Genomic DNA, 25,103 nt, shown 5'->3' with positions numbered 1-25,103 from the left:
TTGGGGGGCCGGCGCCGCGGCGGCTTGGGGGCCGGGGGCGGGGGGGGCCGCCGCTCCCACCGGGCGTGCGGCTGGATCGGGCGATGATCTAGGCCGCGTTGGTCTTTCCGAGCGGCGCGGACGCCGCGTTTTCGATTGGCCTCTTCCTGAGAAACCTCTAGGTAAATGAGCGGCTTGGTTTGCTTTCTTGAGTTGCTGTCATAGAATACTGGGCCAAGCACTCAAATAATCGGGCATCTTCGTCATGCGCATCCTCTCGACTCTATTCGCCCTCGGCTGCCTCGGGATCCTCGCCGGCTGTGGATCCACCAGCACCAGAGACGCCCCCAACTCCGCCTATCGGGCTATTCCGGCGTCCGCGACCGCGAATGTCAGCGGGGATTTCGCCGGGTCGCCTGGTGTCAGTGCCTTTATTCAGCGCATGGAGCGACAAGGCTTCCCGCCGAATCGCACCGCCGCGATCATCTCTGGCGCGCAGCGTAAGCAGTCGATCATCGATCTCATGGACCGCCAGGCACCTAGCCGCAAGACGGGTCCGAACGGTGCCTGGACGCGCTATCGCGCCAAGTTCCTGACCGACCAATCCATCGACAATGGTGTGAGCTTCTGGCGTCGGAACGAAGCAGCGCTCTCCCGCGCGGCATCGCGCTACGGCGTCCCGCCCGAGTACATCGTCGCCATCATCGGGGTCGAGACACGCTACGGCGGCTTCGTTGGTAAGACGCGCATCATCGACGCCCTCTCGACGCTGTCCTTCGCCTATCCGCGGCGGGCCGACTACTTTTCGGGCGAGTTGGAGAATTTCCTCATCATGACGCGGGATGAGGGGCTTGATCCCTTCGCGCCCCAGGGCTCCTTCGCCGGTGCTATGGGGCTCTGCCAGTTCATGCCGTCCAGCTTCCATGACTACGCCGTGGATCATACCGGCGACGGGCACCGCGACCTCTGGAATCCGGGCGATGCCATCGGCAGTGTCGCCAACTATTTCGCGCGGCACGGCTGGCAGCCGGGCGAGCCGGTCGCGGTGCGCGCACGCGTCTCCTCGCCGGGGACCGCCGAGGCGATGAAGGCGGGCTTCAAGTCGAGCTACTCCTTGGGTGAGCTGAGCAGCCGTGGCATCTCTCCGGTCGGTTCGGTGGGGCGGACGGGTCAGGTGAGCTTGATCAGGTTGGACGCGCGCGGCGGTTATGAGTATTGGATCGGGCTGAAGAACTTCTACGTCATCACGCGCTACAACCACAGTAACTACTACGCCATGGCGGTCTACCAGCTGGCCCAGGCGATTCGTGCCCGTAAGGGTGGGCCCAGTGGGACGCGCATCTCCTCCACGCGCTAGTCGCGGAGCCCGGGGCTATTCGCCGCTGATCGTCAGCGTGATGCGGCGCTGATGTGGGTGTGTTCGGTGCTCGTAGAGGTAGATGCCCTGCCAGGTTCCGAGCACGCAGTTGCCGTCGCGGACCGGGATGGTGAGGTCCATGTTGGTGAGGATGGCGCGCAGGTGCGCGGGCATGTCGTCTGGCCCTTCGTCGGTATGATTGAAGAGGCGGTCGCCGTCCGGGACCAGGTGCGCCATGAAGGCCTCGAGATCGCGGCGGACTGTTGGGTCGGCGTTCTCGCAAACCACGAGCGAGGCGCTGGTGTGCTGGACGAAGAGGTGACAAAGGCCGGTGCTAACGCCGGCATCACGGACTTGTTCGCGGACCTCTCGGGTGATCTCATAGGTTCCGCGTCCGCCGGTCTGGACCGTCAAGCTGTGTTGAACCATCATGGATTTGATTCCTCTCGGTCGGGTCGACTTCTGGCTCGAGCATTCGCAGCATTAGAGCAAAGACGAAAATCTTGACACAACCTGGGTTAGCGCAGCCATCTGCAGAGACGCTAGGACTGGACGGGCTTCCAGTCCAATCCCTGAAGCGCGTTGGTCCCAAGGTGGCCGAGCGTCTGGCCAAACTCGGTATCCGCAGCGTTCAGGACCTGCTCTTCCATTTGCCCGTCCGCTATCAGGATCGCTCCCGCCTGGTTCCCATCGCCGATCTCTGTCTTGGCTCAGAGGCCTTGATCCAAGGCGTCGTTGAGGATTCCGAGATCGCCATGGGGCGCCGCCGCTCGCTCAAGGTGTCGCTGGCGGACGCCGGGGGAGGGCGCATCTTGCTGCGCTTCTTCCACTTCTCCGCGCAGCAGGCGGCTGCGCTGAAGGTCGGCGCGGCGCTGCGTTGTTATGGCGAGGTCAGGCAGGGGCCGGCCTCGCTGGAGATGATTCATCCGGAGTACCGCATCCAGGGCGATGCGTCCGACGAGACCGAGCCAGGTCTGACTCCCATCTATCCCTCGACCGAAGGACTGCAGCAGGCGACCTGGCGTGGGCTGATCGAGCAAGCGCTCGCGCTGTTGGAGCGCCAGAGTCCGGTCGAGCTGCTGCCGCAGGATGTTATCGCACCGCGCGGCCTGCCTAGCCTGCGCGAGGCGCTGAGCTATCTCCATCGTCCGCCGCTCGAGGCGAGTCTGGACGACCTCTTGGAACGGCGTCATCCCGCTTTCTTGCGGCTTGCCTTCGAGGAGTTGATCGCGCATCAGGTCAGCCTGCGTCGGCTGCGGCTTGCTCAACAGCGCGTCTCGGCGCCGACTTTGGTCGGCGACGGTACGCTGCGCGAGCGGCTGTGCGCGGCCTTGCCGTTCGCCTTGACCGCGGCGCAAGCGCGTGTCGTGCGCGAGATTGCGACGGATTTGGCGCGGCCTCATCCGATGCAGCGCCTGCTGCAGGGTGATGTCGGCTCCGGCAAGACCATCGTTGCCGCGCTTGCCGCGCTGCAAGCGCTGGAGGCGGGTTTCCAGGTCGCCCTCATGGCGCCCACCGAACTCCTCTCCGAGCAGCACATGCGCAATCTCAGTGCATGGCTGCAACCGCTCGGCATCGCGTCGCTCTGGCTTGCCGGTCGCCATAAAGGGGCTGAGCGGGCGGAGCGCTTGGCGGCCATCGCCTCGGGTACGGCCAAGCTCGTCATTGGTACCCATGCGCTCTTTCAAGACCAGGTCGAGTTCAAAGATCTCGGCCTGGTGATTATCGACGAGCAGCACCGCTTCGGTGTCCATCAGCGCATGAAGCTGCGCGAGAAGCGTGGTCGCGACGGTGCCGCCCCGCACCAGCTCATCATGACCGCGACACCCATCCCGCGCTCGCTGGCCATGACCCTCTATGCGGATCTCGATCTCTCCGTCATCGACGCGCTGCCGCCGGGGCGGACCCCAATCACCACCGTTGCGGTGCGGGATACGCGTCGCGACGAGGTCATTGAACGGGTCATGCTGGCGTGCCAACAGGGGCGTCAGGCCTACTGGGTTTGCACCTTGATCGAGGAGTCTGAAGCGCTGGAGTGTCAGGCGGCCGAGGACACGGCGCGGCAGCTGAGCGAAGGCCTGCCTGACCTCAGCGTCGGGCTGGTGCATGGACGGCTCAAGGCGGCCGAGCGCGATCGCGTGATGGCTGACTTCGCGGCCGGTCGCTTGGATCTGCTGGTGGCGACGACCGTGATCGAGGTGGGGGTCGATGTCCCCAACGCCAGCCTCATGATCATCGAGAACCCCGAGCGCCTTGGGCTCGCGCAGCTCCATCAGCTGCGCGGCCGCGTCGGGCGCGGTGGCGTGGAGAGTCATTGCCTGCTGCTTTATCACGCCCCACTCTCAGAGGTCGCGCGTGAGCGTCTCGGCATCATCCGCGGCTCGACCAGCGGCTTCGAGATCGCCGAGCGAGACCTCGCGATCCGCGGGGCCGGTGAGGTTCTGGGAACGCGCCAAACCGGCGCCATCCAATTTCGCGTGGCGGACACCGTCCGCGATCAGCAGTTGACCGCGCCGGCGCAGCGCGCGGCCGATGTCATCCTCGCGCGCCACCCTGAGCTGGTCGAGCCTTTGATCGATCGCTGGCTCGGCGCCCGCGAGAGCTATGGTCAGGTTTAGCGCGGCATTTCAGTCCAACCGCGCGCTCGGTGGGCGCAGTAGGCTGAGCGGACCCGCGCGCGGGTCAAGTCGCGCATGGGTTTTGGCACCCTCACCGTCGACCAGGCTGACCGCGCGCTGTGGTCCCTGATGCGTGCTGTGGTCTCTGAGTATCGCCCCGATGGGTGCTTGTATGATGTGCCGAAAGCGGCTGTAATTACGTCGATAATTACAGCCGTTGAGCGCCATCATGATCGAACTGAAAGTCGTCAGAGTCGGTAACTCCCTGGGTGTGCGTCTGCCTCGCGAGGCGCTGAATCGTCTGCACCTCGAAGACGGTGATCGGGTGATCCTCACCGAGTCCCCTGAAGGCGGCTATCGCTTGACGCCCTATGAACCCGACTTCGAGCGCCAGATGAAGGTTGCCGAAGAAGGCATGCGCCGCTATCGCAACACCCTCAAGGCCCTGTCGGAATGAGCGAGCCGGTTTGGGTCAGACAGGATGTCATGCTGTCGATCCATGAGCGTCTGCTGGCGGATCATGGCGGACCCTCGGGGCTCCGGGATGTCGGGTTGCTGGAATCCGCTTTGGCACGTCCACGGCAGATCCTCACCTATGGCGAGCCTGATCTTGCCGACCTTGCTGCGGCCTATGCCGCCGGCATCATTCGCAACCATCCTTTCGTAGACGGCAACAAGCGCTCGGGCTTCATGGCTGCCTACGTGTTTCTTGCCTGCAATGGCTTGTCGTTGACAGCGACCGAGGCGGCGGCGACCCAGGCCGTGCTCGACCTGGCGGCGGGCAAGATCCCGGAGGACGCCTTTGCACAGTGGCTGCGAGACCATGTCGAAGGGATCGATGATGATTAAGGCTTTGAGAGCAGATCCATGACTCACGCCGCCAAGAGTGCCCTCGCGAGGACCCTCCGCGCACTGCTGCTCGCCGACCCCGGCGGGGCGTCGCTCGCACGTCGCTTTGCCTGAAGGATGCGCGGTGCCGACTCAACCGACCGGGTGATCCGACGATCAAGGTTGGAATCTGGTACTCGGTGGTCGAGATCTGGGGCGCGCATGTCAGCTGGGGTCATCCGTTCGGGCCTATGCCATAATCACGCGCCATGCGAGCCCATCTCAAATCAATCGATTCCCGTCAGAGAACGACATGAGCGTTCCCGAGCTTAAAGTCCAACAACCGCGGCGCCCCGCGACTTGGCGCGACCGCCTCTACAGCTACTATCTGCTGGTTCGGCTGCATCGGCCCATCGGTATCTTCCTGCTCATGTGGCCCGCGCTCTGGGCGCTTTGGCTGGCTGGTGATGGGGCGCCGCCCTGGAGTGTGGTGCTGATCTTCGTGCTCGGCGTGGTGCTGATGCGCTCTGCGGGCTGCGCCATCAACGACTACGCCGATCGCGATTTCGACGGTCACGTGGCCCGGACCAGTCAGCGTCCGCTCGCCACCGGGGAGGTCACGGCGAAAGAGGCCGTGGGCGTCTTCGTCGTGCTCTGCCTGCTGGCGTTCGCGCTGGTGCTGCAGCTGAATTGGCAGACCGTCGCGCTCTCCGTCATCGCCGCGCTGCTCACCATGATCTATCCCTTCATGAAGCGTTTCACCCACGTGCCGCAGGTCTTTCTTGGCGCCGCCTTTGGATGGGCGATTCCAATGGCCTTCACTGCCGTTACGGGGATGATCCCCTTTTACGCCTGGGTGCTCTTCGCCGCGACGCTGATCTGGGCGCTCATCTATGATACTCAGTACGCCATGGTGGACCGCGAGGACGACCTCAAGATCGGCATCAAGTCGACCGCGATCTTGTTCGGCCGGTGGGATCGGCTGATTGTGGCTGTGCTGCAGCTCCTGATGCTCGGCATGCTCTACTGGGTTGGGCAGGAGGCGGGGCGCGGTTTGCCCTACAACCTTGGGCTGCTGGCGGCGGCGGTCTTGGCCGTCTATCAGCAGTACCTCATCCGCAATCGCGAGCCTGCCCTCTGCTTTCAAGCGTTCTTGAATAACAACTACTTTGGCATGGCGGTCTTCATCGGACTGATGCTCGACTACGCCCTGTTGCACTGATGATCGGTCTGATGCGCTGCCGCGTGCCTCAATCGACAGGAGTCTTTGATGTCTGTCTCGTTTCTCTCGCGTGTCTTGCTGGGCCTTGTGCTGACCGCACAGGCTTGGGCTTTCGATGAAGGGATCGACTACACCAGGCTGTTACAGCCGCAGCCGACGGAGACCGGCGATAAGGTCGAGGTGCTGGAGGTGTTCTGGTACGGCTGCCCGCATTGCTGGCATCTCGAGCCCGCCCTGAGCGAGTGGCTCAAGTCGCTGCCGGAAGGCGCTGAGTTCCGCCGTATGCCCGCAACCGGCGGCAGATGGGATGCTCACGCCCGCGCCTTCTACGCCGCTCAGGCCATGGGAAAGCTGGAGACCTTTCATCAGGCGCTGTTTCGGGCCATTCATGAAGAGAAGCGTCCGCTCATGACCGAGGACGAGCTGGTCGATTTTGCCGGTGAGATCGGTCTCGATAAGGACGAATTTCGCGCCGACTTCAACTCTTTTCTCGTCGAGACAGAGCTGCGCAAGGCCCAGGAGATGTCGAAGCGCTATGGGATCGACGGCGTCCCTGCGATCATCGTCAACGGTCAGTACCGGACCGGCCCGAGCCAGGCCGGTGGTCAGGCGCGGATGTTTCAGGTGCTGGACAGCCTGCTGACGCAGGAGCTGCGGGCGGGATCATGAGGCGTCTAGCGCAGGCTCATCTTCGTGGATGATGCGCGCATCGGGATTGGGAAAGCGCTCCACCACCCATTGCGGCAGCTTGGCCTGGTTGGCGTGGTAGAGCGCGTCAGACTCGACAATGACGAGCACCAGGATGGTGACCATGGCCGGTAGGATGCCGGTTCCCGCCACCAAGGCCCAAACGGCCTCCTTCATCATGCCGCCATAGGTGTAGCCAACCCAGCCGAGCGCCACGGCGGTCAGCAGGAGCCCGAGCATGAGGAGAAAGATCCGGCTGCGACGGGCGCAGATCTGCCAGTGGCACATGACGTACCAAGGATCATGCCCGAGCGAGCGTCTCGCGCGCCAGAGGGTATAGAAGAGCAGGGTGAAGGAGGTCGCTGGGACGATCGCCATGACCCAGGGAAAGCTGCCGGCGAGTCCGCCGAGACCGACGGCCATGAGGATGTGATTGCCGATGAGGTTGGTCAGGAAGATTTCGTGCGGGACATTGGCCTTCTTGATCTCGACCGGACTGACTTCGAAGCGCATTGGCGGCAAATCTCTGTGTTTAGCCGAAGATAACGCAGTTGAACCGCGAAGCGTGCGTGGGAGAAGAAGTGCTCGCCTGACTTCATGTCCTGAGCGCCCTTGTGGCTCAAAGCGCCTGTCACCTTATAGCAATCAAGGGCGCTTGGCATCAGCTGTTGCCGTGAAACAAGGCCGCGGGAGGCAGGGTCTCGGTTTGGCCGGTCGCTCCATGGGTGGGAGCGGCGCCCCGCCGCGACGAGTCCTCGGGCCGCTATCGCACCTGTTCCATACTCCGAGGTGCTGCCACGCCTGCATGACCCTCGATCCGGCGCCATCTGGTATGAGATTTTCCTGCAATCGCCTAAGGAGACGCTGAGCGGCTCGGCATCGGAGTGCTTCTCGGCTTAGAAAGTGACCATCAACAACTTCCCCCCTTTCGCAAAGGGGGGCGAGGGGGGATTTCGGGCGGGATCGCTCGTATCGGGAAACAATTAATGGGCGCTTTCTTAGCGGGCTAGCCCGCGCAGACGGGGCAGGCGGGATCGGCGGGGAGTCTTATGCTGCGCCACTCCATGGTTAACGCATCTAGGAGGAGCAGTCGGCCAAAGAGGGGAGATCCAACAGCGGTCAGGATCTTGATCGCCTCTGCGGCTTGAATGCTGCCGATGATTCCCACGACGGGGGCGAGAATCCCGTTGGCCGAGCAGGTCTCATCCGTGCTGCCGTCATCCGGATAGAGGCAGCGATAGCAGGGGCCGCCAGGCTGTCCAGAAAAGCAAGTGACCTGCCCCTCCATGCGGATTGCGGCACCCGAGACCAGGGGTACGCGGGCGGTGACGCAGGCGCGATTCACCGCGAAGCGGGTTGGGAAGTTGTCGCTGCCATCGATCACGATGTCGACCTGGCCGACAAGTTCGGGCAGGCTCTTGTCGGTTAGGCTTGGCTTGACGGGGATCAGCTCGACGTCGGGATTGAGTGCCTGCAGGCTGGTGATCGCCGAAGCGACCTTCGACTGTCCGATACGCTCTGAGGTGTGCAGGATCTGGCGCTGCAGATTCGAGAGGTCGACCGCATCGAAGTCGGCGAGCAGAAGGCGGCCGATGCCCGCCGCCGCTAGGTACATGGCGACGGGCGATCCCAAGCCGCCGAGTCCGACGATCAGGGCACTCGACGCGCGCAGTCGCTCCTGCCCCTCAATGCCGAATTGCGGAAGGAGAATCTGTCGGCTATAGCGGAGTAGTTCGTCGTCTGTCATCTTTTCTCAGCCATCGGCGGTTGGAAGGCTCGCAGCCCGGCGGTGTGCCATGAAACCTCGGGTTACGCTGCGCTAACCCGACTGCGGATAGGTGACCCAGGCGGAGCCGGTCTCAGCGTTCTGTCATCCGGTGATCCTGCCGCAGACCGCGGTGTAACTGCCGCTGGGGGACACCGCCTTTAGCGCAATCGCCGAGCAGGTCGTGCGCCGCAGCGTCTTGCCGCGCGGAGGCCTGTAGCACCGGGAATCGGGTGTTGCCTTGATAGAAAGGATCGGTGTCAGCGCCATCCCTTAGAAAGCGTCCATCAACAACTTCCCCCCTTTCGCAAAGGGGGGATAGGGGGGATTTCGGGCGGGATCGCTCGCATCGGGAAACAATTGATGAGCACTTTCTTAGCACGATGGGCATCGCTGCGCTCAGCCCATCCTCGGATCGGGGCACTACCCGGAATCGAAAGCGCGAGTCGAGTCTGTGATTATGTCAGTTATAACTTGTAGAGTTCCGCCTTTCGGCAAAGATTGTAAGACATGACTGACACCATTCGCTTGCCTGACGAACTTGGCCCCGTGCGACGCGCGCGCCGTGAAGCGCTCGGCCTGTCGAAAAAGGTTTAGTGCCCCGATCTACATGATAAGTTGTCGTTTAAGATTTTGATTTAAAAGCATTAAACTGCGCCGACATCCTGTAGAAAAGGGCACTGCCTGCGATTTAACGGGAGATCCGCATGTCCACTACATCACGTCCGAATCAGAGCGGCCCCTTTCGCGCCGATCAGCTGCACGAGGGTGATCGTTATGAGCTGAGTAACGGCCATCCGATTTACTGTACTCCGTCAGGACGCGAGCATGCGGGACGCAACTTGTCTGGTGGTGGGGCGCTGGAGACGGACCCGGACGTGGAATGGGCCGGCGTCGATGCTGGGTTCACGCCGATGCCCGGGACGCTGCGTGCGCCGGATGTGGCCATTGCCGCCGCGGGCGACGAGCAGGGCTGGATCCCTGGCGTGCCGCCGCTGGCGGTTGAATACAGTGGTCCGGGACAGAATGACCAGGAACTGGAGGACAAGATTGCCGAACTGCTCGCGAACGGCACCCAACAGGTCTGGGTTGTGCGTCTGGTGGGGCCGCGCCGTGTCGAGGTGCGTTGTCCGAATCAGCCGGTGCGGATGCTTGGCCCCGGTGAGATGCTGACCGCCCCCGGCATCCTGCGCAATCCGGTGCCAGTCGAGGCGCTCTTCGATCGCGAGGCCAGTCATCGCGTGATGCTGCGCAACCTGTTGCAGCGTGCGGGCTATGAGAGTATCGAGGCCATTCGCGATGAAGGCGTGAATGAAGGGCTTGGTCGAGGGATTGCCGAATCCATCCTGGCGCTGCTGGCCGATCGCGGGCTGACGCTCGACGCGGCCAGCCGTGAGCGCATCCTCGGTTGTCGGGACGCAAGGCAACTCAGGCGGTGGCTGTTGGCTGCGGCGCGGGTGGAGGATCCGGCGCGTCTCTTTGACTGAGTTGTCAGCGTGCGCAGGCTTGCCGTCAAGGGCTGGCGTTCGGTGCGCCAGCCGGCTCAGGGTCGCAGGATCATTGATGACTGCTTGGAGGCGGATTGATCTTGAGGCTCAACACCTATCGGTTTCCCGAAATCAACCGGAACAGCCGCTCCAAGCCTGCGTAGCCAGGCCATCCTGGCCTGGTTTGCCAGGGCTGGAAGCCCTGGCTACATAAAACCGCTAGGTGGTGAGATCTTGAGGAAGGTGGATTGATCTTGAGGAATCTGCCCGCGCCCTTCGCTCACAAGAGGCTGAAGAGGCTGGCGCCTACAAGTACCGCCGCCAATGCTCCGGGCGCTCGTCGCGGCAGCCGTGCTCCATGAGTTCGTAGCGTTTGGCGAAGAGCTTGTCGGTGCAGTTGACGTCACAGCAGTCGCAGCCGCAATTTGCGCGGACGGTTTCCTCGGTGTAGTAGTGCAAGGCGCGCTTCAGGCGGTTGAAGAGGCCTGTGTCGAGGTGCAGGCCAAGCTCGGTGAGGGCTTCTTCGATCTCATGCAGGGTGGTCTTGATGACGTCGTAATGGACGTGAAGCACCACGGGTGACACAGGCGCCGCGTTGAGGATCCCATCCACCTCGACCAGGAAAAGTGCGGCTGTTTCCGCCTGGTTGGGATTTGGATGGATTTCCTGAAACACGATGACGCGTTGTTTGATGCGCTCTGAGTCGGAAATGTCCATAGCACCGTTATGCTAATCCGGGGCTGGAAATAATCAACCCGTATCTTGCCCCTTCGTGCGCAGCATTGACAAAAACTCGCTCATGCGCGGAAAGCTATAATTTTTGCGCCGAGTCTTCCGCTCGGCTGAATCTTCTTTCGGTTTTAGGACATCCCCAAGGAGCCTTGCGACCAAGTATGCATCGACCTGAAGTCACTCCTGAAATCTGGCTGCGGAGTCTGACATTCTTTCTGCTCTACAACCTGTTGGGCATTCTACACAGCCTTGTCAGCGTCTTGCTCGCGCCCTTGATGCGCTTCGAGCAGCGCAGCCGCTTTGTCAATCTTTGGACGCGGGCGAGCATGTGGCTGCTGCGCCGTTTGAATGGCGTGCAGATCGAGGTCTCGGGACGCGAGAACATTCCGCGGAACGAGCCGGTCGTCGTCATGGCGAATCATCAGAGCCAGTGGGAGACCTTCTATCTCCAACTGCTGGTCTTTCCTCAAGTTACGGTCCTCAAACGCGAGCTGCTCTGGGTGCCCTTCTTCGGCTGGGGGCTGGCGCTGCTGCAGCCGATTGCGATCGACCGGCGTAAGCCCGTGCAGGCGATGAAGTCCATATTGCGAGAGGGTAAGCGTCGTCTCGATGATGGGGTCAGCGTGCTCATCTTTCCGGAAGGGACGCGGCAGCCGCCCGGTCAGATCGGTCGGTTCAACGCAGGAGGTGCCAAGCTGGCTTGTCATGCGGGTCGGCGGGTTCTGCCGATCGCGCATGACGCCGGGTCTTGTTGGCCGGCCCGCTCGATCCTGCGGCGGCCGGGGCGGATTCAGCTGCGGATCGGGCCGCCGATTGACTGTGATGCCGGGCCTGAGGCGCTGATTGCCGAGACGGAGCAGTGGATTCGGGCGGCACTTGCGGAACTCGAGCAGACCTGAAACTCGCGGCGGCAGCGTCGTTCTCAGCGCCTGCTTGCGGTGCGCCAGGCAAGGGTGATGCGGTCGAGGCCGGCGAGGTCGACCCGCGTCTCGGGATGTTCAAGTCCGTGATGCGCGAAGATGCGTCGGACTTCCGCTCCTTGGTCGAAGCCATGCTCGACGGCAATCAGGCCGCCGGGTCGTAAGCAACGCGGTGCTGCGCTAGCAATGGCGCGGATGTCGTCGAGCCCGTCGCCGCCCGGGCAAAGCGCGCCATAGGGCTCGAACCTCAAATCGCCGCGTTGCAGATGGGTGTCTCCAGCGGCGACATAGGGCGGATTGCTCAGAATGACATCCAGGCTTTCAGGCGCCATGGCGTCGAGCCAGTCGGAGCCTATGACGGCGATGCGATGCAGGCCGAGTTCGCGGAAGTTCTCTTTGGCAACGGCGAGGGCTGCGGGACAGCGGTCGGTTGCCATGAGGTGCCAGTCGGGTCGCTCGCTGGCGAGCGCGGCGGCAATGGCGCCGGACCCGGTTCCTAAGTCTGCCAAATCAAGTCCAGTGCGGTCGTTCAGCAGCGCGAGCGCGGTCTCGACCAGGAGTTCGGTCTCGGGGCGCGGGATGAGCGTGGCCGGCGTGACCTTGAGTTCGAATGTCCAGAAGGCTTGCCGCCCGCGAATGTAGGCGATCGGCTCGCCGGCGAGGCGGCGCTGCAGCAGTGCGTCCAGTCTGCTCGCGGCCCTTGGGCTCAGCGCGCGCTCGGGCCAGGCGATCAGCGTCGTGCGAGACCAGCCGGTGGCTTCACAGACCAGAAGCTCGGCCTCGAGTCTGGGCGTACTCTCCGGAAGCGCGGCGAGGCGTTGAGCCGCGGCCCGCAGGATCTGCCCGACCGGCGGGCCTGATGTTGCGGCCCGCGTCATCAGCCCTGCATCATCGCAGCGAGCTGCTCCGTTCTGTATTCCGTGAGCAAGGGGTCGATGACCTGGTCGAGCTGACCGGTCATGACCTCGTCGAGCTTGTAGAGCGTGAGGTTGACACGGTGATCGGTGAGGCGATTCTGCGGGAAGTTGTAGGTGCGAATGCGCTCGGATCGATCGCCGCTGCCGACCTGGAGTTTGCGTGACTCCGACTGCTCGGAGGCCTGGCTCTCGCGGGCGCCGGCGAGGAGCTTTGCATGCAGCAGCGCCATGGCCTTGGCGCGGTTCTTGTGCTGTGAGCGCTCTTCTTGGCATTCGACGACGATGCCCGAGGGCAGATGGGTGATGCGGATCGCCGAGTCGGTCTTGTTGACGTGCTGGCCGCCCGCACCCGATGAGCGGTAGGTATCGATCCTGAGGTCGTTGGTATTGATGTCGATGGCGTCGATCGATTCGACCTCGGGCAAGACCGCAACCGTGCATGCCGAGGTATGAACCCGGCCTTGAGACTCCGTCTCGGGGACACGCTGCACGCGGTGCGCGCCGGGCTCGAACTTGAGGCGCGAGTAGACACCGTTGCCGCTGATGCGGATGACGACCTCTTTGTAGCCGCCCATCTCGCCGGGGCTCTCTGAGAGCAGCTCGGTACGCCAGCCGAGCAGCTCCGCATAGCGCATGTACATGCGCAGCAAGTCCCCGGTGAAGAGCGCGGCCTCAGCGCCCCCAGTGCCGGCCCTGACCTCCAGAAAGACATTGCTCTGGTCGTTGGGATCCGGTGGGATGAGCAGTTGTTGGAGTTCTGGCTCGAGCTGCTCCCGTCGTGCGCTCGCCTCGGCAATTTCTTCCTTGGCGAGCGCGGCCATCTCGGGGTCGCCGAGCATCGCTTCGGCGGCCGCGACAGCTTCCTCGGCGGCGAGATACTTGCGGTAGCAGGTGATCAGCGGGTCAAGCTGAGCGTATTCCCGGCTGAGGTCACGATATCGATCCGTGTCTGCCTGGGTCTCGGGCTCGGCGAGCAGCGCCATGACCTCGCTGAAGCGCTCCGAGATGCGCTCCAGCTTGGCACGGATAGATGGGTTCATGGATTGCTGTGGGTGCGCGTCTGCTCGAGCTGGAAGAGCTCATTTGCGGCCTCTAGGATGCCCGCGTCACCGTCTCGCGCCGCCTGGCGCAGCCGCGAGCTGGGTGCATGCAGCAGCTTGTTGGTGAGGGTGTGCGCCAAGAAGTTGATGACTTCGGCAGGCGGCTTGCCGGCCTCGACCTGGCGCTGGGCGCGGGCCAGAACCTCGTCGCGCAGTTCTTCAGCGCGCTGTCGGTAGTCCTGAATGAGGCCCGCGGCGTCGAGTGAGCGGATCCAGGCCATGAACTCGCCGGAGTGGAAGCCGATGATCTCCTCGGCTTGCTCGGCGGCGGCTTGGCGGGAGCGCAGGCTCTCGTCGATGACCTCTTGGAGGTCGTCGATGGTGTAGAGGTAGATGTCGCTCAGCTCGCCGACCTCGGGCTCGATATCGCGCGGTACGGCGATGTCGACCATGAAGATGGGGCGATGCTTGCGCTTCTTGAGGGCGCGTTCCACGGTACCCTTACCGAGCACGGGCAGGGGGCTTGCGGTGGAGGCGATGACGATGTCGGCGTCCGGCAGGTGGTTGGCGATCTCGGTTAGGGAGATGGCGAAGCCGTCGAACTGCGCGGCAAGATCATGGGCGCGCTCGACCGTGCGGTTGGCCACGATGATGCGGCCAACGCCATTGTGGTGCAGGTGGCGCGCGGCGAGTTCGATGGTCTCGCCAGCGCCGACGAGCAGGGCCGTCTGTTGGGACAGGTCGCTGAAGATCTGCCGGGCCAGGTTGACGGCGGCAAAGGCCACCGACACCGGGCTGCTGCCGATCGCGGTTTCCGTGCGCACGGTCTTGGCGACCGAGAAGGCGTGCTGAAAGAGCCTGCCGAGTAGCTTGCCGTTGGAACCGCAATCCACGGCCGTCTGGTAGGCCGTTTTGACTTGCCCCAGGATCTGCGGCTCGCCGAGCACGAGCGAGTCCAGTCCACTCGAGACGCGTAGCAGATGGGTGACGGCATCACGGTCCGCGTGGGCATAGAGGAAGGGATCGACCCGCTCATGCTCGAGGCCGTGGAATCCGCTCAGCCAGCGGCGCATCTCCTCTTCGGCGCCATCATGGACGGCCGCGTAGATCTCGGTGCGGTTACAGGTGGAGAGAATCGTGCCTTCACAAACGCTGTTGCAGCCAGTGAGGTCCCGCAGCGCGCCGGCGATGATGTCCGGACCAAAGGCCAATCGCTCGCGGATGTCGACCGGGGCGGTCTTGTGGTTGAGTCCGAGAACAAGCAGCTTCATGTTTGATTCGTAGTGATCTTGAAGGTGGATGATGTGACGGCATTGACGAACGGCGTCTGCGCCGAGATGCGAGACTTACGCGCGACAGCGCTGCCTTCAGTCAACCCCAGCTTGATTTCATCGTCATCACTTGAGCTTGGCTCAGGATGTAAAACAGCGTAATGCTACCAATTTTTTTGCTGGAATGATGCCTAGGATATTCATCACGCCCATGATCAAGATGGCGTCGCCTTGATCTGGCTCACCTGCAAGGCCTGTCCGTCAAGGCGATCCACCAAGGCGGACGGCCGCGGAGGACTCGCGATGTTTTGATGCCCTTTCAACCCCTTGGGTATACTCGAGCCTGGCGCCTAAGCCCGGTTCTCGGTGAACCTCATCCCCGGATTCAATATTATGCCTCTTCTAATTCGCCTCTCATCGTCGCTCGGCCTGGCCTCCGCTCTACTCCTCTTCGCCGGGGGCGCGGCCGCGCTGACAGAGGTCGTGCCGTCGCAGACAGCTGCCGCAGGGTCAAGCAGTCCGCCTCCCGTCGAGCAGGCGCCGTCGAGCGGACTGCGCCCGGATCAGATCTATGCCGTGCTGGTTGGCGAGATCGCCGGGCGGCGCGGTGATCTGGCGACGGCATTCGAGCACTACTACCGCGCGGCGGAGCTGACCCGCTCGACCGAGATGGCCGAGCTTGCGGTCAGGGCGGCCATCAGCGCGGACGATTCGGCGTCCGCAGATCGCGGGATTCGTTTGTGGCTCGAAATCGATCCGGAGTCCTCATCGGCGCATCAGGTCGCGGCCTTCGTGCGGATCAAGGCCGGAGATCAAGAGGGCGCTTTGATTCACCTAGGGCGGCTCGTCGATCTATCCGGCGACAACGATGAGGTCGCTTTCTCCAAGGCGGCGGCGATCCTGGCTCGCTTGCCTAGCTCGGAGCAGCGTGTCTCCATGATGCAGGCGCTGGCGGAGCGCTATGCGGATCGCGCCGAAGCCCAGCACTCCTTAGCGATGGTCGCCGCCAGTGCGTCCGAACTCGATGTTGCCGAGGAGGCTGCGCGTCGAGCGATGGAGCTGCGGCCCGAGTGGAATGCGCCGCGCCTCTTTCTGGTGCGTCTGCTGATCTCCGAGGATAAACGCGACGAGGCCCGTGTCCTGCTCGAGGGTTTCGTCAGCGCGAGCCCGGATGACCATGCGCTGCGGATGCTGTACGGCCAGTTCCTGGTGGAGGAAGAAGAGTTCACCACGGCGCGCGATGTCTTCGAGCGCATGCTGCGCAACCAGCCTAAGGAGCCGGACGTGCTCTTCGCCGTGGGCATCCTTTCGCTCCAGCTAGAGGATCTCGACGGTGCCCGACTCTACTTCACTCGGCTTTACGAGACCGGTGAGCGCAAGGGGGAGGCGGCCTTTTACCTGGGGCAGACGGCGGAGCAGGCCGAAGACGTCCCCGCCGCGCTCGACTGGTACGGGCGGGTCGATGGTGCGAACAGTGACGATGCGCAGGTGCGGATCGCTCTGCTCAAGGCCAAGCGGGGTGAGGTCGCTCAGGCGCGTGAGATTCTGCAGCGCCTGAGAAGCGAGTCGCCCGAAAATGCCGTCCCGCTCTTCATGGTCGAGGCCGAGATTCTCGACGAGGTCGGGCGTCCGGACGATGTCTTGGCCGTTTATGACGCGGCGCTGAGCGGTTTTCCCGATCATACTAGCTTGCTTTATGCGCGGGGCCTCTACCTCGTCAAGCAAGGGAAGATCGACGCCGGCGAGCAGGATCTGCGGCGCATCATCGAGGCGCAGCCTGATCACGCCGATGCCCTGAACGCGCTCGGCTACACGCTTGCCGACCGGACAACGCGCTACGAGGAGGCGCGTGAGCTGATCGAGCGCGCCTATGCGCTCAAGCCGGACGAGCCCGCGATTCTGGACAGCATGGGCTGGGTCAACTACCGGCTCGGGAATTTCGAAACGGCCCTCGACTACCTTCAGCGGGCCGCCGAAGAGATGGAGGACGGCGAGATTTCGGCGCATTTGGGCGAGGTCCTTTGGGCGCTCGGTCGCCGTGCGGACGCTTGGGCCGTCTGGGATCAAGCGATCAAAGCCTATCCGGATCATGCGTATTTGCATGAGGTTGTGGGGCGGCACAGCGTATCCCGGACCGAGGACTCGGCCAGCTCTGCCGTCCAGAGGCCGGCGAAATGAATGGACCCGGAGAGGCGGGCGTGGAGGCGATCTGGGGCGACGGCTCGGGCTGGGGTGATGCCTGGCCGGCGCCCGCGAAGCTCAACCTCATGCTGCGGGTCGTTGGCCGGCGCGACGACGGTTATCACGAGTTGCAGACTGTATTTCAGCTGATCGATCGGTGCGATCGGCTGTGGTTCGATGTCCGTGATGACGGGCGGATACTGCGGGTCGGCGACCTGGCGGGTGTCCCCGAGCAGCACGACTTGACCGTCCGGGCGGCGCGAGCGCTCCAGCAGGCGAGCCATTGTCCCTTGGGTGTCGACATTCGCTGCCATAAGTACCTTCCGATGGGCGGCGGTCTCGGCGGCGGCAGCTCGGACGCGGCGACGACCCTGGTGGCGCTCAATCAGCTCTGGGGCACGGGCCTCAGCGAGGATGAGCTTGCCGAGATCGCGCTGCCCTTGGGTGCTGATGTGCCTGTATTCGTCAGAGGGCGCGCGGCTTGGGCCGAGGGCGTGGGCGAGCGGCTGGATCCCGTGGAGCTTCCGGAGCCCTGGTACTTGGTTCTGGTGCCTGCGTGCGCGGTTTCGACCAAGGACGTCTTCTCGCATCCTGATTTGACAAGAGACTCCAATCTCATCACACTAGCCGACTTCGTGGGCGGAGATGCGGTCAACGATTGCCTCCCCGTGGTGCGTCGCGAGTATTCAGAGGTCGGCGCCGCGCTTGAGCTGCTTGCAGCCTGGGGCGGGCGTTTGACCGGAACAGGGGCCTGCGTGTTCGCAGTGCTCGGCAGTCAGGACGATGCCTTGGGGTCGCTCGCGCAACTGCCGTCTGACATGGCGGGCTTCGTCGCCCAGGGGCGTAACCGCTCCCCTTTGCTGGACCGAATGGATGCTGAATCCCTGGTCAAGACAGGCAGATGCTGAGTCTCGACTAGAGCTGCGCGCTCGACTCCGGTTGCTCGCGCAGAACGAGATTAATTTCCAGAATTCTTGGGGTGTCGCCAAGTGGTAAGGCACCGGGTTTTGATCCCGGCATTCCCAGGTTCGAATCCTGGCACCCCAGCCAATTTCCCGCGCTCGCTCGACCGCGCCGACAGGAATGCCCCCGTGCCTGCCAGCCACATGATGGTGTTTTCCGGGAATGCTAACCCGGGTCTCTCAGCGGAGATCGCCGCTCATCTCAGTCTTCCGCTCGGCAAGGCCGTCGTCGGCCAGTTCAGTGACGGCGAGGTCATGGCTGAGATCCAGGAGAACGTGCGCGGCCGAGATGTCTTCGTCGTACAGCCGACCTGTGCGCCGACGAACGATAACCTGATGGAACTGCTGGTGATGATCGACGCCTTACGCTGGGCGTCGGCGAAGCGCGTCACCGCAGTGGTTCCCTATTTCGGCTACGCCCGGCAGGATCGCCGCCCGCGCTCCGCGCGCGTGCCGATCACGGCGAGACTGGTCGCAAAGATGATTGGTCAGTCGGGCGCGGACCGGATGTTGACCGTGGATCTGCACGCCGATCAGATTCAGGGCTTCTTCGACATTCCAGTCGATAACGTCTACGCCTCTCCGATTCTTCTTGGTGACGTCTGGCGTCAGAGGTATGAAGACCTCATGGTGGTTTCGCCGGACGTGGGTGGCGTGGTTCGGGCCCGGGCGTTGGCGAAGCGTCTTGACGATGCGGATCTCGCCATCATCGACAAACGGCGCCCGCGTGCCAATGAAGCCAAGGTGATGAATATCATCGGCGATGTGCGAGGTCGCGCCTGTGTCCTCATCGACGACCTCGTCGATACGGCCGGCACGCTCTGCCGCGCGGCCGAGGCCCTGAAGGAGAATGGTGCTCGCCTAGTGGCTGCGCACTGTACTCATCCGGTGCTTTCCGGGCCTGCTGTGGACAACATTGCGTCTTCTCAGCTCGACGAACTGGTGGTCACCAATACGATCCCGCTGAGTCCTCAGGCTGCGGCCTGTAGCAAGATCCGACAATTGAGCATCGGCGAGCTACTTGCCGAGACCATGCGTCGGGTCTCCAACGAAGAGTCTGTCAGCTCGCTCTTCGTCGATTGATCCGCGTCGGAGCGGATGGGTCGCCTAGCGTCGCGGCCTTGCTCCGCTCCCTGCGTTAAGGCTGGCCCAATCGGCAGTCCAAGCTAGAGCGCCGAAATCCTGGTCGCGGGGTTTCGGCGTGTTTCGTTTCAATGCGATTTTCGCTTCAATTCAATGTGGAGAACGCCAATGAGCGTGGATTTCGAAGTCGTCGCGCAGCCGCGCGCAGCTGCAGGGAAGGGTGCGAGCCGCCGCCTGCGCCGCGAGGGGCTGGTGCCTGCAATCGTTTATGGGGCTCATAAGGAGCCGGAGGCCATTTCGGTCTCGCACAATGAGCTGCTCAAGCATCTCGAGCACGAGGCCTTCTACTCCCACGTCCTCGATCTCAAGATCGGTGACGCGGGCACGAAGGTTGTCTTGAAAGACTTGCAGCGTCATCCTGCCAAGCCCTTTATTTTGCATGCCGATTTCATGCGCGTGTCTCAGGACGAGAAGCTCAAGATGGTCGTCCCGCTGCACTTCGTGAATGAAGAGAAGTGCGCTGGCGTCAAGATGGGCGGTGTGATCTCCCATAACCTGACCGAAATCGAGATCAGCTGTCTGCCCAAGGATCTGCCTGAGTTCATCTCGATCGACATGACTGAGCTGGATGTGGGTGGCATCGTGCATCTGTCGGAGATTCAGCTCCCAGCAGGGGTTGAGCTTGCTCATGCCCCAGATCCGGACGAGCCTGTGGTCGTCATTCATGGTGCGCGCAGTGGCGGCGATGAAGAGGCGGAAGAGGGCGGCGAGTCCGAGGGTTGATGGCTGATCCTAGGGTGACTGAGCCTCATAGGCTCAGTTGAACCGCAACCCGCACAAGGGATGTCAATGGCGTGTCCCGGCGCTGAGGCTCACCCTCTAAGGGCGTTGACTATCGAACCGCCCAGTTGGTTGACTAGGCACTGCGCATCCTCGGGCAAAGCGACCTGAGGGCGCCGCTCCAACCGACCGCGCGGTTCGATCAGAAGATGATCGAGGCCCTCTGGGTGGCGCGCCTGCGCAGGGCAGGTTTTTTCATTCGTGTCCTTTGTGTTGTCGCGGTTTGAATCGCCGGAATGAGGATGAAGGAGGTGCGGGCTGGGTGGTGTCTTGTTTGAGATGCCGCTCCCGCGCCTTTGAATCCGCTCTCGATTTTGAATCCGCTCTCTATGGAATCTAAGGGGCAAACATGGCAGATGCTGGCATCCGCCTCGTCGTCGGTCTGGGCAACCCAGGCGCGCAATACGAGCAGACTCGCCACAACGTTGGTTTCTGGCTCGTCGATGCGATCGCCGGCCACTGTCATGAGTCCTTCCGGCCTGAGCCTAAATTGCACGGCGATCTCTGTCGTGTGTCGATCGGTGGCGCCGATCTGAGGCTCCTGAAGCCCTCGACATACATGAATCGCAGCGGCCTCGCCGTTGCTGCGGTCGCGCGCTATTTCGATATCCCTCCTGAGCAGATTCTGCTCGCCCACGACGAACTCGATCTTCCCGTCGGCGCCGTGCGACTGAAGCAGGGCGGCGGGCATGCCGGGCACAACGGTCTGCGCGACACCATTGCAGCGCTCGGTACGCGAGACTTTTGGCGGCTGCGCATTGGGATCGCGCATCCTGGCGATAAGACCCTGGTGACCGGCTATGTGCTCGGCCGCCCCTCCGAGGAAGACGAGGGGTTCATTCACAATGCGCTCGACGATGCCGAGCGCAGCCTGCCGGACCTCCTGGCCGCGCAGTTCCAGTTGGCGATGAACCGCCTTCATCGTCAGCGATAATCTCGTCATTTTGCGGCGCAAGCTGACTTCCCGCTCTCCGCTCTCCGTCCGATTTGCCTGCTCGGCATCCCCTGTTTGGCGTCTGTGCTCAGGGTGTTCTCGTCCGCCTATGTTTGGTGTCTTGCAGCAGCTCCGGGGATCAGACCCGCCGAAGCTTTTCGATTCGAAGTCATTAGAAAACAATTAAATTCGAATTTTCTGTGAATCGAATTCCTTTGACAGGGATGCTCTCGAGGCAGAACATCAGGAGAAGTTGCGGCTGTAACCTTGTTGTAACTAGGGGCTTTAATCAAGAGTCTCATGTTGCTTGATTCAGTTCGCGACTCGAAAACTTGGTTGTCGAGTTGCATGGGGCAAGACAAGAGATCGATGTCGCACTAGGTGTTTGCCACCATTGACTGCTATCTGTACAGACGCGACGCTTAAGTGCTTGGCCTGATCGGGTCGGCCATGAATAAGCTAGGTCTATGCGCCTAGTAAGAGATGTTTTGAGGAGGGGTTTTCATTCGTATGAGCATAAGAATTCGGCGCTCGCTCGTCGTTGCGATTGCAGCCACGAGCGCGATTCCGGTCAGCGTCTTCGCGACCAACGGTTATTTCTCGCATGGCTGGGGTACGCGCTCTAAGGCGATGGCGGGCGTGGCGACGGCACTTCCGCAGGATACCTTGGTGAGCGCGACCAATCCGGCGGGGATGGCCTTTATCGGGAACAGCTTCGATGTTGGCGTTTCATTCTTCAGTCCCTCGCCGCGCGGTTACGAGGCCAACAACGACTATGCGACCCAGCAGGTTCAGAGCGAGAATGGCACCTTTACCCTGCCAGCCGGCGGTTTCGTGACGCCGGGTCGGTACGATAGCAGTGGTGATTGGTTTCTGATCCCAAGCTTCGGCTACAACCAACAGTTGACGGCTAATACCACCATTGGTATTTCGGTGTTCGGTAACGGCGGCATGAACACGAAGTACAAGGATCGCGCCGTATTCGAGAATTTCGCCGTTTATCCGAATCAGCGGGTCGGTCCCTACCCGGACGGGAGTGTCGGGCCCTATTTCGACTTCTCCTCGGGGGCGCCCATGCCGGTCACGGCGGAGGTCGACGGGACGGTCAATGGCAACCCCAATGGTATCTTTACGGCGACGACGCCGACCGGAATCAACCTCGAGCAGCTCTTCATCGAGATCCCCTACACGATGAAGCTTGGGGGCGGTGCGCAGTCGATCGGTATTGCGCCCGTCTTCGCCATTCAGCGTTTCGAGGCGACCGGTCTAGAGCCCTTCAGGCAGATGTCCGTCCATCCGGATAAGGTCAGCAATAACGGCATGGACTACAGCTATGGAGCCGGCCTCCACTTCGGCTGGTACGGTCAGGTCACGGATCAGCTTGCCCTCGGCGCATCCTACCGAAGCACGATTTGGATGACCAAGCTCGATGACTATGCCGGTCTCTTCGCCGACGGCGGGTCCTTCGATATCCCTGCGATGTTCAACTTGGGATTGGCCTACAAGGCGCAGCCCAACCTGACCTTGGCCTTCGACTACCAGCATATCTTTTACGATGAGACCGGTGCCATCGCGAACTCCAACGATGTCGACCTGTCCGCTTGTCAAGGGACGAGCCTCAGGCCTTCCTACTGCTTGGGTGGTGACAGCGGTGTGGGGTTCGGGTGGAGCAGCATGGACATCTTGAAGCTGGGTGTCAGATACGATCCCAATGAGCGACTGAGCCTGTTGGCGGGTGTTAGTTACAACACGGACTTCCTGAAGACCGATAGCCAGGGTATCTTCAATGTTCTGGCTCCGGCGACCGTCCGTTGGCATTTAACCCTGGGTGCGGCCTATCAGGCGACCAAGACGGATGAGTTTGCGCTCTCGCTGGCCTATATGCCGGAGGAGACCTTCAACGGAAGCAGTCCGGCCTTGACGCAGACACAGTCGGGCAGTCTCTACATGGAGCAGGTCGAGATCACTGTGGGCTGGAATCACCGCTTCTGAGGTCGCGACCGATCATCGACATGGATGTCGTTTCGCCGCAGACAAGAACCGGAGCAGGCGTGGGGGCGCGGTTTGCGCCCCTTCTTGCGAAGGCCCGGTAAGGGTGGGTGCAGGTCAACTGCGGGTGTCAGTTGTCCGCTTTCGACTGGCGGAGACTCGGGGCATCCCTGCCCCTGCCCCGTCGTGAGTTGAGGGGTGGGCCTGCGCTAGGCGTCGGGCGTTAAGGGTGCCCTTCCGATGGACAGATAGCTGAGTCCAGCTGCGCGTGCGAGCGTTCCGTCGACAATATTGCGCCCGTCGAAGATGACTGGTGAACTGAGGGCCTTTTTGATTGCCTCGAAGCTGGGGCTGCGGAACTCAGACCATTCGGTCACGATGATCAGGCCGTCGGCGCCTTCGACGGCTGACATGGCATCGGTCGTCAGGACAAGGTCGGGCCGTTCTCCATAGATTCGCCGCGTCTCCTCCATCGCGACCGGGTCGAAGGCCCTCACGCTCGCTCCAGCGTCCCAAAGGGATTCCATGAGCACACGACTGGAGGCTTCGCGCATGTCGTCGGTGTTCGGCTTGAAGGAGAGGCCCCAGATGGCGAAAGCGCGCCCCTTCAGGTCGCCGTCGAACCACTGATGAATCTTGTTGAAGATAAGTGTCTTCTGGCGGAAGTTGACGGCCTCGACCGCATGCAACAGTTGGGGGTCGTAGCCCAGCGCGCGCGCCGTCTGCTCGAGGGCGCGGACATCCTTCGGGAAGCAAGAACCGCCATATCCGCAGCCGGGGTAGATGAATTGGTAGCCGATGCGCGGATCCGAGCCGATCCCCACGCGGACCTTCTCAATGTCGGCGCCGACGGTCTCGGCGATGTTGGAGAGTTCGTTCATGAAGCTGATCTTGGTGGCGAGCATGGCATTCGCGGCGTACTTCGTCAGTTCCGCCGAGCGAATATCCATGTGGATGAGGCGGTCGTGGCTGCGGTTGAAGGGCGCGTAGAGTGCCCGCAGCAACTCGGCCGTTCTGGGGTTGTCCGTGCCGACGATGATGCGGTCCGGCCGCATGAAATCGTCGATGGCGGCGCCTTCCTTGAGGAACTCTGGGTTGGAGACGACGTCGAATTCGAGGTCAGTACCGCGGCGCTTCAGTACCTCTCGAACCTCATTGGCCACCTTGTCCGCCGTCCCTACGGGCACTGTCGATTTGTCGACCAAGATGCGATAGGTGTCCATGTGCTCGGCGATGGATCGGGCGACGGCGAGGACGTATTGCAGATCGGCCGAGCCGTCCTCGTCCGGGGGCGTGCCGACGGCAATAAACTGGAAGAGGCCGTGCTTGACGCCTGCCTCGGCGTCAGTCGTGAAGTTGAGGCGCCCCGCTTCGCGGTTCTTCTGGACCAGTTCGTCGAGGCCGGGTTCGTAGATGGGGACGCCGCCACTGTTGAGTAAGTCGATCTTCTTGGGGTCCACGTCGACGCAGAGGACGTTGTTGCCAACCTCCGCGAGACAGACCCCGGTGACCAGTCCGACATAGCCGCTGCCAAAAATCGTCACATCCATCGCGTTAAAATCTCCCCGAGTACAAGGGTTCTGTTAGGTACTATTAGGTAATCCATAATGATAACAGCTGTTAAGGCCAGCAGTTGCGCGTTGCGTTTCGGCTGCCTTCCATGCCGTTGGGCGGCACTGATCATGGTGAAGGAGCGGCTGGCGTCGGTCGACCTGCACGAAGTGGTTGACTAGCTTCAGGTAGCCTCCTATACTGCGCCGCTCATTTGGAGGGGTTCCCGAGTGGTCAAAGGGATCAGACTGTAAATCTGACGGCTCAGCCTTCGGAGGTTCGAATCCTCCCCCCTCCACCAGTATCACGGATGTGCATCCGATCTCGGCTCTCCGTGCTTGAAGTCAGATGCGGTGCTGTTGGCAGCATCCGGTACGACTGCGCGAAGTGCGGTCGCACCAGTTAGCTTGCGGGTGTAGTTCAATGGTAGAACCTCAGCCTTCCAAGCTGATGGTGTGGGTTCGATTCCCATCACCCGCTCCAAGTCGCACGCTTGCGACGTTGTGGCAAAGATAGATTTGGCCCATGTAGCTCAGTTGGTAGAGCACACCCTTGGTAAGGGTGAGGTCACCGGTTCGACTCCGGTCATGGGCTCCATTGTTTTTTGGATTCGCGTGCGCTACGGCGCATTCAGGTCGGTTTGAATCATGCGGGGAGCCGTTCATGTCCAAAGCAAAATTCGAGCGTAGCAAGCCTCACGTCAACGTCGGTACCATCGGTCACGTCGACCACGGCAAGAC

General features: G+C 62.3%; 24 protein-coding genes and 4 tRNA genes. 18 read left to right on the top strand and 10 right to left on the bottom strand.

The features are described from left to right. The first annotated feature begins 244 nt into the window (after positions 1-244). Positions 245-1,336, top strand: coding sequence for a lytic murein transglycosylase B (mltB, locus tag G3480_RS17720; protein ID WP_164655220.1), 1,092 nt, complete (start codon positions 245-247; stop codon positions 1,334-1,336). A 15-nt stretch (positions 1,337-1,351) separates the two neighbouring features. Here the strand turns inward: mltB and G3480_RS17715 are convergent, their stop codons facing one another. After that, positions 1,352-1,768: a secondary thiamine-phosphate synthase enzyme YjbQ gene (locus tag G3480_RS17715; protein WP_164655219.1), complete on the bottom strand. Its 417-nt coding sequence runs from the start codon at positions 1,766-1,768 to the stop codon at positions 1,352-1,354. Positions 1,769-1,839: 71 nt separating this feature from the next. Here G3480_RS17715 and recG point away from each other — a divergent pair, with 71 nt between their 5' ends. Beyond that, the gene (gene recG / locus G3480_RS17710) at positions 1,840-3,954 is read left to right on the top strand and encodes an ATP-dependent DNA helicase RecG (RefSeq protein ID WP_240905890.1); all 2,115 of its coding nucleotides are present in this window, start codon (positions 1,840-1,842) and stop codon (positions 3,952-3,954) included. A gap of 9 nt (positions 3,955-3,963) precedes the next feature. Here recG and G3480_RS17705 read toward each other — a convergent pair whose 3' ends face one another. Further along, positions 3,964-4,185: a hypothetical protein gene (locus G3480_RS17705; RefSeq protein ID WP_164655218.1), complete on the bottom strand. Its 222-nt coding sequence runs from the start codon at positions 4,183-4,185 to the stop codon at positions 3,964-3,966. On the opposite strand from G3480_RS17705, the gene G3480_RS17700 reads away from it, so the two are divergent. The 4 genes from G3480_RS17700 (at position 4,184) to G3480_RS17685 (ending at position 6,673) form a co-directional block, all read left to right on the top strand. After that, positions 4,184-4,411: an AbrB/MazE/SpoVT family DNA-binding domain-containing protein gene (locus G3480_RS17700; RefSeq protein WP_164655217.1), complete on the top strand. Its 228-nt coding sequence runs from the start codon at positions 4,184-4,186 to the stop codon at positions 4,409-4,411. The genes G3480_RS17705 and G3480_RS17700 overlap by 2 nt on opposite strands. Further along, a complete protein-coding gene (locus G3480_RS17695; protein ID WP_164655216.1) occupies positions 4,408-4,803 on the top strand; it encodes a type II toxin-antitoxin system death-on-curing family toxin in 396 nt (131 codons plus the stop codon). Before G3480_RS17700 ends, G3480_RS17695 begins: the two co-directional genes overlap by 4 nt. A 292-nt stretch (positions 4,804-5,095) precedes the next feature. Further along, positions 5,096-6,004, top strand: coding sequence for a 4-hydroxybenzoate octaprenyltransferase (gene ubiA, locus G3480_RS17690; protein ID WP_164655215.1), 909 nt, complete (start codon positions 5,096-5,098; stop codon positions 6,002-6,004). A gap of 48 nt (positions 6,005-6,052) precedes the next feature. After that, entirely contained in the window at positions 6,053-6,673 is a 621-nt protein-coding gene (locus G3480_RS17685; protein ID WP_164655214.1) for a thiol:disulfide interchange protein DsbA/DsbL, read from the top strand. Here the strand turns inward: G3480_RS17685 and G3480_RS17680 are convergent. Both G3480_RS17680 and G3480_RS17675 read right to left on the bottom strand, forming a co-directional pair. Continuing rightward, positions 6,668-7,204: a hypothetical protein gene (locus tag G3480_RS17680; RefSeq protein WP_164655213.1), complete on the bottom strand. Its 537-nt coding sequence runs from the start codon at positions 7,202-7,204 to the stop codon at positions 6,668-6,670. The genes G3480_RS17685 and G3480_RS17680 overlap by 6 nt on opposite strands. 493 nt (positions 7,205-7,697) lie before the next feature. Then, entirely contained in the window at positions 7,698-8,438 is a 741-nt protein-coding gene (locus G3480_RS17675) for a HesA/MoeB/ThiF family protein (protein ID WP_164655212.1), read from the bottom strand. A gap of 725 nt (positions 8,439-9,163) precedes the next feature. Between G3480_RS17675 and G3480_RS17670 the strand changes: the two genes are divergently transcribed. After that, on the top strand, positions 9,164-9,943 hold the full coding sequence (locus G3480_RS17670) for a Uma2 family endonuclease (RefSeq protein WP_164655211.1): 780 nt from the start codon (positions 9,164-9,166) through the stop codon (positions 9,941-9,943). Between the two features lie 306 nt (positions 9,944-10,249). On the opposite strand, the gene G3480_RS17665 is transcribed toward G3480_RS17670, so the two are convergent. Next, entirely contained in the window at positions 10,250-10,660 is a 411-nt protein-coding gene (locus G3480_RS17665; protein ID WP_164655210.1) for a hypothetical protein, read from the bottom strand. A 176-nt stretch (positions 10,661-10,836) separates the two neighbouring features. Between G3480_RS17665 and G3480_RS17660 the strand changes: the two genes are divergently transcribed. After that, positions 10,837-11,574: a lysophospholipid acyltransferase family protein gene (locus G3480_RS17660; RefSeq protein ID WP_164655209.1), complete on the top strand. Its 738-nt coding sequence runs from the start codon at positions 10,837-10,839 to the stop codon at positions 11,572-11,574. 23 nt (positions 11,575-11,597) lie between these two features. On the opposite strand, the gene prmC is transcribed toward G3480_RS17660, so the two are convergent. From prmC to hemA, 3 genes are read right to left on the bottom strand one after another with little or no spacing between them, the layout of a single operon-like run. Then, positions 11,598-12,473: a peptide chain release factor N(5)-glutamine methyltransferase gene (prmC, locus tag G3480_RS17655; protein WP_164655208.1), complete on the bottom strand. Its 876-nt coding sequence runs from the start codon at positions 12,471-12,473 to the stop codon at positions 11,598-11,600. Then, complete coding sequence (gene prfA, locus G3480_RS17650; protein WP_164655207.1) at positions 12,473-13,552, bottom strand: peptide chain release factor 1; 1,080 nt, start codon at positions 13,550-13,552, stop codon at positions 12,473-12,475. The genes prmC and prfA overlap by 1 nt, the downstream gene beginning before the upstream one ends. Next, positions 13,549-14,823 (bottom strand): glutamyl-tRNA reductase, encoded by a 1,275-nt coding sequence (gene hemA / locus G3480_RS17645; protein ID WP_164655206.1) that lies wholly within the window; start codon positions 14,821-14,823, stop codon positions 13,549-13,551. The genes prfA and hemA overlap by 4 nt, the downstream gene beginning before the upstream one ends. Before the next feature lie 393 nt (positions 14,824-15,216). Between hemA and G3480_RS17640 the strand changes: the two genes are divergently transcribed. The 5 genes from G3480_RS17640 (at position 15,217) to G3480_RS17620 (ending at position 19,832) form a co-directional block, all read left to right on the top strand. Beyond that, the gene (locus G3480_RS17640) at positions 15,217-17,001 is read left to right on the top strand and encodes a tetratricopeptide repeat protein (RefSeq protein WP_164655205.1); all 1,785 of its coding nucleotides are present in this window, start codon (positions 15,217-15,219) and stop codon (positions 16,999-17,001) included. Further along, positions 16,998-17,912 carry a 4-(cytidine 5'-diphospho)-2-C-methyl-D-erythritol kinase gene (ispE, locus tag G3480_RS17635; RefSeq protein ID WP_164655204.1) on the top strand — a complete coding sequence of 305 codons (915 nt, stop codon included), beginning with the start codon at positions 16,998-17,000 and terminating at the stop codon, positions 17,910-17,912. The genes G3480_RS17640 and ispE overlap by 4 nt, the downstream gene beginning before the upstream one ends. A 67-nt stretch (positions 17,913-17,979) precedes the next feature. Then, a tRNA-Gln gene (locus G3480_RS17630) sits at positions 17,980-18,054 on the top strand. Between the two features lie 56 nt (positions 18,055-18,110). Continuing rightward, entirely contained in the window at positions 18,111-19,049 is a 939-nt protein-coding gene (locus G3480_RS17625) for a ribose-phosphate diphosphokinase (RefSeq protein WP_206171774.1), read from the top strand. 168 nt (positions 19,050-19,217) lie between these two features. Beyond that, entirely contained in the window at positions 19,218-19,832 is a 615-nt protein-coding gene (locus tag G3480_RS17620; RefSeq protein WP_164655202.1) for a 50S ribosomal protein L25/general stress protein Ctc, read from the top strand. A 199-nt stretch (positions 19,833-20,031) separates the two neighbouring features. On the opposite strand, the gene G3480_RS17615 is transcribed toward G3480_RS17620, so the two are convergent. Continuing rightward, the gene (locus G3480_RS17615) at positions 20,032-20,355 is read right to left on the bottom strand and encodes a hypothetical protein (protein ID WP_164655198.1); all 324 of its coding nucleotides are present in this window, start codon (positions 20,353-20,355) and stop codon (positions 20,032-20,034) included. Here G3480_RS17615 and pth point away from each other — a divergent pair. After that, positions 20,239-20,823, top strand: a complete 585-nt coding sequence (pth, locus tag G3480_RS17610; protein WP_164655201.1) for an aminoacyl-tRNA hydrolase — start codon at positions 20,239-20,241, stop codon at positions 20,821-20,823. The two genes, G3480_RS17615 and pth, sit on opposite strands and share 117 nt — an antisense overlap. A 510-nt stretch (positions 20,824-21,333) precedes the next feature. Beyond that, a complete protein-coding gene (locus G3480_RS17605) occupies positions 21,334-22,815 on the top strand; it encodes an OmpP1/FadL family transporter (RefSeq protein ID WP_164655200.1) in 1,482 nt (493 codons plus the stop codon). A 206-nt stretch (positions 22,816-23,021) separates the two neighbouring features. On the opposite strand, the gene G3480_RS17600 is transcribed toward G3480_RS17605, so the two are convergent. After that, entirely contained in the window at positions 23,022-24,362 is a 1,341-nt protein-coding gene (locus G3480_RS17600) for a UDP-glucose dehydrogenase family protein (protein WP_164655199.1), read from the bottom strand. A gap of 217 nt (positions 24,363-24,579) precedes the next feature. On the opposite strand from G3480_RS17600, the gene G3480_RS17595 reads away from it, so the two are divergent. The 3 genes from G3480_RS17595 (at position 24,580) to G3480_RS17585 (ending at position 24,960) form a co-directional block, all read left to right on the top strand. Beyond that, a tRNA-Tyr gene (locus G3480_RS17595) sits at positions 24,580-24,664 on the top strand. Positions 24,665-24,772: 108 nt separating this feature from the next. Beyond that, positions 24,773-24,846, top strand: a tRNA-Gly gene (locus G3480_RS17590). Positions 24,847-24,884: 38 nt separating this feature from the next. Further along, positions 24,885-24,960 (top strand) — tRNA-Thr (locus tag G3480_RS17585). The last annotated feature ends 143 nt before the right edge of the window (positions 24,961-25,103 follow it).

The organism is Thiorhodococcus mannitoliphagus (genome assembly GCF_010915725.1).
GTDB lineage: Bacteria > Pseudomonadota > Gammaproteobacteria > Chromatiales > Chromatiaceae > Thiorhodococcus > Thiorhodococcus mannitoliphagus.
Note: the sequence above shows the minus strand (reverse complement) of the source record. Positions and strands in the feature narration are given on the sequence as shown.

Bases quoted from the DNA above. Each gene is read 5' to 3' on its own strand.
- G3480_RS17715 (WP_164655219.1), bottom strand. From the start codon at position 1,768: ATGATGGTTCAACACAGCTTGACGGTCCAGACCGGCGGACGCGGAACC.
- G3480_RS17675 (WP_164655212.1), bottom strand. From the start codon at position 8,438: ATGACAGACGACGAACTACTCCGCTATAGCCGACAGATTCTCCTTCCG.
- G3480_RS17600 (WP_164655199.1), bottom strand. From the start codon at position 24,362: ATGGATGTGACGATTTTTGGCAGCGGCTATGTCGGACTGGTCACCGGG.
- G3480_RS17665 (WP_164655210.1), bottom strand. From the start codon at position 10,660: ATGGACATTTCCGACTCAGAGCGCATCAAACAACGCGTCATCGTGTTT.
- G3480_RS17680 (WP_164655213.1), bottom strand. From the start codon at position 7,204: ATGCGCTTCGAAGTCAGTCCGGTCGAGATCAAGAAGGCCAATGTCCCG.
- G3480_RS17700 (WP_164655217.1), top strand. From the start codon at position 4,184: ATGATCGAACTGAAAGTCGTCAGAGTCGGTAACTCCCTGGGTGTGCGT.
- G3480_RS17705 (WP_164655218.1), bottom strand. From the start codon at position 4,185: ATGATGGCGCTCAACGGCTGTAATTATCGACGTAATTACAGCCGCTTT.
- G3480_RS17605 (WP_164655200.1), top strand. From the start codon at position 21,334: ATGAGCATAAGAATTCGGCGCTCGCTCGTCGTTGCGATTGCAGCCACG.
- G3480_RS17620 (WP_164655202.1), top strand. From the start codon at position 19,218: ATGAGCGTGGATTTCGAAGTCGTCGCGCAGCCGCGCGCAGCTGCAGGG.
- prfA (WP_164655207.1), bottom strand. From the start codon at position 13,552: ATGAACCCATCTATCCGTGCCAAGCTGGAGCGCATCTCGGAGCGCTTC.
- ispE (WP_164655204.1), top strand. From the start codon at position 16,998: ATGAATGGACCCGGAGAGGCGGGCGTGGAGGCGATCTGGGGCGACGGC.
- hemA (WP_164655206.1), bottom strand. From the start codon at position 14,823: ATGAAGCTGCTTGTTCTCGGACTCAACCACAAGACCGCCCCGGTCGAC.
- G3480_RS17685 (WP_164655214.1), top strand. From the start codon at position 6,053: ATGTCTGTCTCGTTTCTCTCGCGTGTCTTGCTGGGCCTTGTGCTGACC.
- G3480_RS17640 (WP_164655205.1), top strand. From the start codon at position 15,217: ATGCCTCTTCTAATTCGCCTCTCATCGTCGCTCGGCCTGGCCTCCGCT.
- mltB (WP_164655220.1), top strand. From the start codon at position 245: ATGCGCATCCTCTCGACTCTATTCGCCCTCGGCTGCCTCGGGATCCTC.
- pth (WP_164655201.1), top strand. From the start codon at position 20,239: ATGGCAGATGCTGGCATCCGCCTCGTCGTCGGTCTGGGCAACCCAGGC.
- G3480_RS17660 (WP_164655209.1), top strand. From the start codon at position 10,837: ATGCATCGACCTGAAGTCACTCCTGAAATCTGGCTGCGGAGTCTGACA.
- G3480_RS17615 (WP_164655198.1), bottom strand. From the start codon at position 20,355: ATGACAGTGGCCGGCGATCGCATCGACGAGCCAGAAACCAACGTTGTG.
- G3480_RS17625 (WP_206171774.1), top strand. From the start codon at position 18,111: ATGATGGTGTTTTCCGGGAATGCTAACCCGGGTCTCTCAGCGGAGATC.
- ubiA (WP_164655215.1), top strand. From the start codon at position 5,096: ATGAGCGTTCCCGAGCTTAAAGTCCAACAACCGCGGCGCCCCGCGACT.
- G3480_RS17695 (WP_164655216.1), top strand. From the start codon at position 4,408: ATGAGCGAGCCGGTTTGGGTCAGACAGGATGTCATGCTGTCGATCCAT.
- G3480_RS17670 (WP_164655211.1), top strand. From the start codon at position 9,164: ATGTCCACTACATCACGTCCGAATCAGAGCGGCCCCTTTCGCGCCGAT.
- prmC (WP_164655208.1), bottom strand. From the start codon at position 12,473: ATGACGCGGGCCGCAACATCAGGCCCGCCGGTCGGGCAGATCCTGCGG.